This window comes from Pseudomonadota bacterium (assembly GCA_018242545.1).
GTDB lineage: Bacteria > Pseudomonadota > Alphaproteobacteria > 16-39-46 > 16-39-46 > 16-39-46.
Window position 1 is genome coordinate 1 of the sequence record JAFEBT010000084.1, and the last position, 6,232, is coordinate 6,232.

The 6,232-nt window shown below is 35.8% G+C and carries 6 protein-coding genes; 3 read left to right on the forward strand and 3 right to left on the reverse strand.

Translation table 11 applies throughout. The features are described 5' to 3' along the window. Positions 1 to 64 precede the first annotated feature (64 nt). Complete coding sequence (locus tag JSS34_08090; GenBank protein MBS0186274.1) at positions 65 to 1,735, forward strand: hypothetical protein; 1,671 nt, start codon at positions 65 to 67, stop codon at positions 1,733 to 1,735. Between the two features lie 16 nt (positions 1,736 to 1,751). On the opposite strand, the gene JSS34_08095 is transcribed toward JSS34_08090, so the two are convergent. The 3 genes from JSS34_08095 to JSS34_08105 all read right to left on the reverse strand — a co-directional run bounded on the left by JSS34_08095 (position 1,752) and on the right by JSS34_08105 (position 4,580). After that, positions 1,752 to 2,108 (reverse strand): RNA pyrophosphohydrolase, encoded by a 357-nt coding sequence (locus tag JSS34_08095; protein MBS0186275.1) that lies wholly within the window; start codon positions 2,106 to 2,108, stop codon positions 1,752 to 1,754. A 215-nt stretch (positions 2,109 to 2,323) separates the two neighbouring features. Continuing rightward, positions 2,324 to 3,256 carry a divergent polysaccharide deacetylase family protein gene (locus JSS34_08100; protein ID MBS0186276.1) on the reverse strand — a complete coding sequence of 311 codons (933 nt, stop codon included), beginning with the start codon at positions 3,254 to 3,256 and terminating at the stop codon, positions 2,324 to 2,326. Positions 3,257 to 3,272: 16 nt separating this feature from the next. Next, entirely contained in the window at positions 3,273 to 4,580 is a 1,308-nt protein-coding gene (locus JSS34_08105) for a S41 family peptidase (GenBank protein ID MBS0186277.1), read from the reverse strand. Between the two features lie 305 nt (positions 4,581 to 4,885). On the opposite strand from JSS34_08105, the gene JSS34_08110 reads away from it, so the two are divergent. Beyond that, positions 4,886 to 5,167, forward strand: a complete 282-nt coding sequence (locus tag JSS34_08110) for a hypothetical protein (GenBank protein MBS0186278.1) — start codon at positions 4,886 to 4,888, stop codon at positions 5,165 to 5,167. A 213-nt stretch (positions 5,168 to 5,380) separates the two neighbouring features. Further along, positions 5,381 to 6,196 carry a hypothetical protein gene (locus tag JSS34_08115; protein MBS0186279.1) on the forward strand — a complete coding sequence of 272 codons (816 nt, stop codon included), beginning with the start codon at positions 5,381 to 5,383 and terminating at the stop codon, positions 6,194 to 6,196. The last annotated feature ends 36 nt before the right edge of the window (positions 6,197 to 6,232 follow it).

A 6,232-nucleotide genomic window follows, 5' to 3' on the forward strand; every position in this document is an offset into this window, starting at 1 on the left:
ATATGTGTACAATCGAAAATCTTATCTCCAAGAATATTTGCCCCTTTAATGCCTTTAATTAGCTTTGGAGCTTGGTTGCTTTCTTGTCTCTCAAGAGGCAGATTTTTTTGCTAAAAGCTCAGAGCTTAATGAGCCCGTTCTCTTTAGTTTTGTAACACAAGGAGTTTTTCATCATAAATTAAATGATTTATTTAAAGGTTTAAAAACATCCGAACAAAAAAATGCTTTTAAGGCATTAAAAAATAAAGAAGGATTGACCGTTCTTCAATACATTCAGAAATTACTTGTTGAAAGAAGGATAGCACCAACGCAATCTAATAGTTATGGTTGGTCCTCTTTTTATTCTGAAGAGGAATATAAACAGGCATCCTATCTTCCCTTTATCGAATTATTTGGTGTATACCCTTTTTCCCTTACAAATTATCTTTTCGGAGAAGTAGATCCTCTTTTATTTGAAAGGAATCTTAAATGGCTGAAAGATCTCGAGTCTCTTGAAAGTTTTGAAGAATGGAAAACCCATCTTTTGAGATGTCCCAGCAGCGCCTTTTTTCAACTCATGCGCCCAAGGCTCGAAACACATGACGTTATTAAAGCAGAAGCTTTAGCTTCTTCTTCACGCTTTCACGCTGAGGAACAATGGAAAGCTGCTCTTACACAAGCAGACCAAGCTCAAAATGAAACTGAGGTTCAAAAGCTTCTTTCTAACGCTCCTCTTTCTCTTCTAACAGGTGGCTTTGAGAATCCAGCCTTAGAAGAAAAAGTTAAGGTTGTAATTGATAAAAATGGACCTCTTAGAGACGAACTTTCTGATCGTTGGAAAGAGGAATTTTCAAAGCAACACAAATCTAGACGTTTTAAAGATCTTGCCAGCCACCTCTCTTCCCTTTCACTTTTAATATACTTTGTGGAAGACTCTTCTGTAAAACTGCTAAGAGATAAGATAAGTGCCTACTCTATAAATTATGAGGAGATTTATAAATCTCTCAAAAAATCTGAGGAAGATTGGACAAAAATAACGCTGGCAAATCTTAAGTCTTCTCCCTCAATAGATGATTTTAGAAGCAGACTCCAAGAGGCTCCTAATGATGGCGCACGTCAAAAACTCTTCTTTCCTCTTTTGCAAGATAGTTTTGTAAAATACCTCCCAACTTACTTGGAAATTGTTTTCCCCAACAGAGAACCACTTGCTTCAATACATACTCTTTCTCATCCCACGGACCGCCATACACAACTGACATATCATAATCTCTTCTTGCAAAACCCCTTAACTGCCAAAACTTTATTCGCTAATATTGGTGCCTTTGGTGAAAATATCCTTAAAACTCTTTCAGAACCTCAACTGAAAAACGTGTTCTCCTGTCTTTCCCCCGAAGAAGTGGCTCTTCTTTTTTCCAATCTTCCAGACGCCACTTTACTTTACAATGACAATGCACGCGACATTTTTCCGATTGCGCTTCAATGTCTTCCTTCTGGACCTTGGAAACAAGAATTTTGCCTGCGTCATAAAGACCGCCTAAAAGAAATGGATCTTCAGTCACGTTCTCTTTATGTTTCCTATCTCTTTCTAGATGAAAATCTTTCTCTTCTAGATGCTCTTGTCGAACGTGATCCAAACTTCTTAAAGCTTGCGACACCAGATGGATTAACATTAAGTAATTTAAGATCTGTTGATATGGTCTCTGCACCCTTTAAAAAATGGATTGACACTCAAGTGATAAAAATGTTAGCTTCCTGAGGAAAAGATTTATAAATCATATAAGCTTAAAATCAATGAGAAGATCTTCATAAAGTTTTCGCTTAAAAGGAGTAACGAGGTCTGGTAAAAGCATAGGATGAATCCAGCGCCAAGCATCAAATTCCCAAATCTCATGCGTTTTTAAGTTAATTTCTGATTCTCTTCCTAAAAATTGCATCAAAACCCATCTCTGGCGCTGTCCAATATATTTTCCATCCCAAACTTTTTGGGAAAGCAGGGGAGGAAGATCATAAAAATAATCTTTTTCTCCTATCTTAAGAATCTTAATAGATGTAATTCCTGTTTCCTCAGCAAGTTCTCTTATCGCCGTGGCCTCAATTGATTCTCCAGGATCCATTCCTCCTTGTGGCATTTGCCATAAATAATCCCTTAAACAAGGAAGATTTACATGCTCTAATTTCTTAAGAGCCTCATTTTCATATATCTTTTTTTGATCTTCCTCTGAAATAGGAGCTTGGATTGTTTCTAATCCAGAGCCTCTTTTACATCGGTGCGCAATGAAAACATCCTTTTTTGCATTTAAAACAATAATCCCTACGCTACAACGATAAGAGGAATTCAAAACATTCATATACTTTCCTCCTTTGAGAGTGTTGAAATAGAAACAAGATTAATTCCGCGTTCAGAAAGACCATCCATCCATGTTTTTAAGATATCTAAGCTTGCCTCTTCAAGATGTCCAATTCCAATCACTGAGCTGTCTTTAAGGGCTTCCTTTTCAAGATCTTGGAGACCTTTTTTAAACTCTTCATCAGAAACATCATAAGGCAATACTTGAGTGCTTTCATAATAAGGAAGGTTTAAGAGATGTGCCAAAGATTTTACACAAGAATGCGGCGTCTTAGATTCCAAAAAAAGATATCCTTTTTTCTTAAGCATTTTTAAAATGGGATACATATCTTTTTTAGAACGGCAAATACGGGAGCCCATAAATCCATATATGCCCGCAATTTCGTTTTTTCCCTTCTCAAGAATAAAGGCAAGCTTGGAAAGATTTTCTTCTTCTAAAGCGCCTTTCAAGAGTGTGTAGGATCCTTCATTTAATTGAGGATATTCTAAAGACTCTAAAGGAACGTCTAAAAGGACATCATGTCCTTGTTGATGAACAGTCATAATCCATTCAGAAACATTCGGAATAAAAGGAGAAAAAGAAAAAGAAACTTGTTTTGGAAAAATTTTAAGGGCTTTTAATAAGGTTTTTTCCTCTCCTCCTACGCTTACAAAAACAAGCGCCAGCTTTACTTTTACTTGATTTTGTTGAAAAGGAGTTATGTTAATAGAAGAATCCAGCATGGTTTTTGGGCTTGCTTCTTCTCTTTGAATATCTTTTTTACCAAGAGGAATTAAAACTGGAAGACGTGAAGAGACGTGTGAATATTGATTTAGGCTCGTGGAAAAAAGAAAAAAAATACCTCCAATTGCAAAAATACTTCCCAAAATAATTCCTAAAAAAAAAGAAAATTTTTTTGATTTTTTTTGAAAAGATGGTTTCTTATCCATTTTATCCTGACTGAGGCTATATACTTTTTTCAATGGCCTTCACAATACTTAATCCTTCCATAAGATCAAGAGCACGACGTAATTGATAATCCTCGGAAAAGTCTTGAGAAGGCCCCTCTTTTTTATTTCCCTCTTCTTTTTTGGATATTTCTTTATCAATTTTCTCTCTTTGAAGACGATTCAGTTCTACTTTTAAAGCTCCTGGGATATTTTCTTCCCTAAAGGTGTCTTTAGGCTCCTCAATAATCTGGACTTTCGATTGTATCACTTCAATATCGGGGTCAATTCCCTTTGCTTGAATTGACCGACCGCTTGGAGTGTAATAAAGGTGGGTCGTTAAGCGAAGTCCCCCATATCCCGAAAGAGACATAATCGTTTGGACAGATCCTTTCCCATAAGAGCGCGTCCCAAGTATCGTTGCACGTTTGTTATCTTGAAGAGCACCAGCCACAATTTCAGGGCAAGAAGCTGTCCAATTATTAATAAGTACAATGATAGGAATTCCCTTCATTTCTTCTCCAGGATTTGAATACGCCTTTTGAAAGTCTTTTTCATCTCTTCCTTTTATGGAGACAACTTCTTTGGCATCTAAAAAGATATCAGAAACAGCAATCGCTTGTTCCAAAAGTCCACCTGCATTATTTCGAAGGTCTAAAATAATTCCCTTGGGGGGATGCCCTAATTTCTCTTGAATTTCTTTAAGAGCTGTAAGGAGTTTTTCTCCTGTTTTTTCATCAATAAAGGTGGTAATGCGAATAATTGCAATATCTTTTTCAATCTTCCATCGAACGGGTTTTACACTAATTTGTTCACGTTTCAACTCAACAACAAAAGGTTCTTTCCCTTCTCGAACAATCTTAAGCTTAAGAGAAGTTCCTGGTTTCCCGCGCATTTTTTCAACGGCCTCCATAGATGTCATGCCCAAAATAGGTTTTTCATCTATTTCGACAATATAATCCCCAGGTTCAATACCTGCTTGAAAAGCAGGTGTGTCATCAATGGGCGTAATAACTTTAATAACTCCGTGTTCTCCAACAATCTCAACTCCAATGCCGCCAAATTCTCCCTTCGTCATATCTTTGAGATCTTGAAATTCCTTCTCGTTCATATAACTCGAATGGGGATCAAGCGCTGTTAGCATCCCATTTAAAGCCGTCTCAATAAGTTTTTGATCTTCAACAGGCTCGACATATTCTGTGCGGATTCTTGAAAAGACATCGCCAAAAAGATTTAAAAGACGATAGATCTCAAGTGTACTTGCCTCAAGAGAAACAAGCCCACTCATAAAATAGAGCGAAAAACATATACAAAGAAAACGCTGCATTTAAAATCCTATCTTTAAGCACTTAAGGGGCCTATTTTTTGAATTTATATCTTTTTTTAAAATTTGAGAAATGAATATCTTAAAGCCTATGTATTTATTCAAAGACATGTTCAAAATGTAACATTTTGAACAAAAATTTTTCTTATGTATTGAAAAATACATCTCTTAAATGAGAAATTCAAAGCAAATGGGCGAGAAAGATTTTCTATCAATCTTTTAAATTGTTTGATTTCTATTGAACTTTCTTTTTTAAACTTCTATTTTATTTTTATAAATATTTATAGGGTTAAACTCGGTTTTTTTAAATGTCTTCTTTTTTAAAACATGTATTTTTTGGCCTTTTTTTAAGTCTTTCTTCCCTTCATGCATTAGAAGACGAAGCAAAACCCTCTGCACAAGCTTCCTCTTCTTTTCCAGTGCTTGATGTTTCCGAAATGATCCGTCTTAGTGCTACAAAGAAAGACCCTGACGCGCCTTTAGATATTTTTACACTTCAAAACAGCTCTTATCTTGGTATGGGGCATACAAATTTAGATACCCTTATGACTGTCTCTAAAGCAGAAGAAGATTTAATTTTTATGCTTTAGAAAATCTACAAACACCCTCCTATACACTCCACGTTTCGAATCATCATAGTCACGCGCTTCATCCAACCGAGCCCCTTCTTTATTGTATGATGAGTGATCCTCAAAATAACCTTATGAATCTTTATAAAGTAGACTATAGGAACAAAACATCGACTCCTCTTGGGCTTGGAAAATGTTTTTTGGGAAAGAGGATTTTCAAAAGATGGTAAAAAATTGTTCTTTACCAAATTAAAAGAGGGGGAGGCTTTAGATTTCTCTCTTCCAAATTATGTTCTTTTTGAAATGGACCTTAAAACGGAACACGTTCAATGTCTTGGTGACACCTATCATTCAACACCCGTGGGAGAGCTCGAAGGGCATCAAATTTTAAGCGCAAATGAAAATTATACAAGTTCTTATCAAGTCTCTTATTTTAATGGTGTGCAAGAAATTCTTATCGATGGAGCCTCTGATGGAGATGATCTATCTGTTATTATAGGTCCAGTTATTTTTGGAAATGATCTCTATTATCTGTCTGATAAAGGCTCTGATTTTTTTGAGCTTCATCGATGTCAATTTCTAGCAAATACACCCATGTGCCTTTCTTTTCACTTTTCTAACATGGGCTTAAGTTCAAACATATTAGATTTTAAAATCGCTCCTGATGGCTTGTATTCAGCACTTTTTATTCAAGAAAATACCTGTCAACAGTGGGTTATTTTTCAAGGTTGCTTTGTGTCTTTTCATAAAAAACTTTCTCCTCTTATAACAAACCTTTCTTTCCTTTTTCATAAAAAATGTATTGTATCTTATCATGAAACCACAGAGCCTCCCTCTCATTACGTATGTGACGTTGAAGACCTTTCAACTGACGCTATTTCTTTAAAAAAACCTTTTCTTACGCCTCCAGCAATCTTTTCGGATCCTTCATTTTACGCTCCCCATTATTTCCAATTCATTCCCTCTTCAGACTTTAAACTTCCTTGCCATTTTACGCTCCCTTCTTTCTTAGGGCATGAGCCGCGTTCTGCTCTAATACTATTTCCATAAATTAAAATAACAAATAGACTTTTAAAAAGAAAAGAG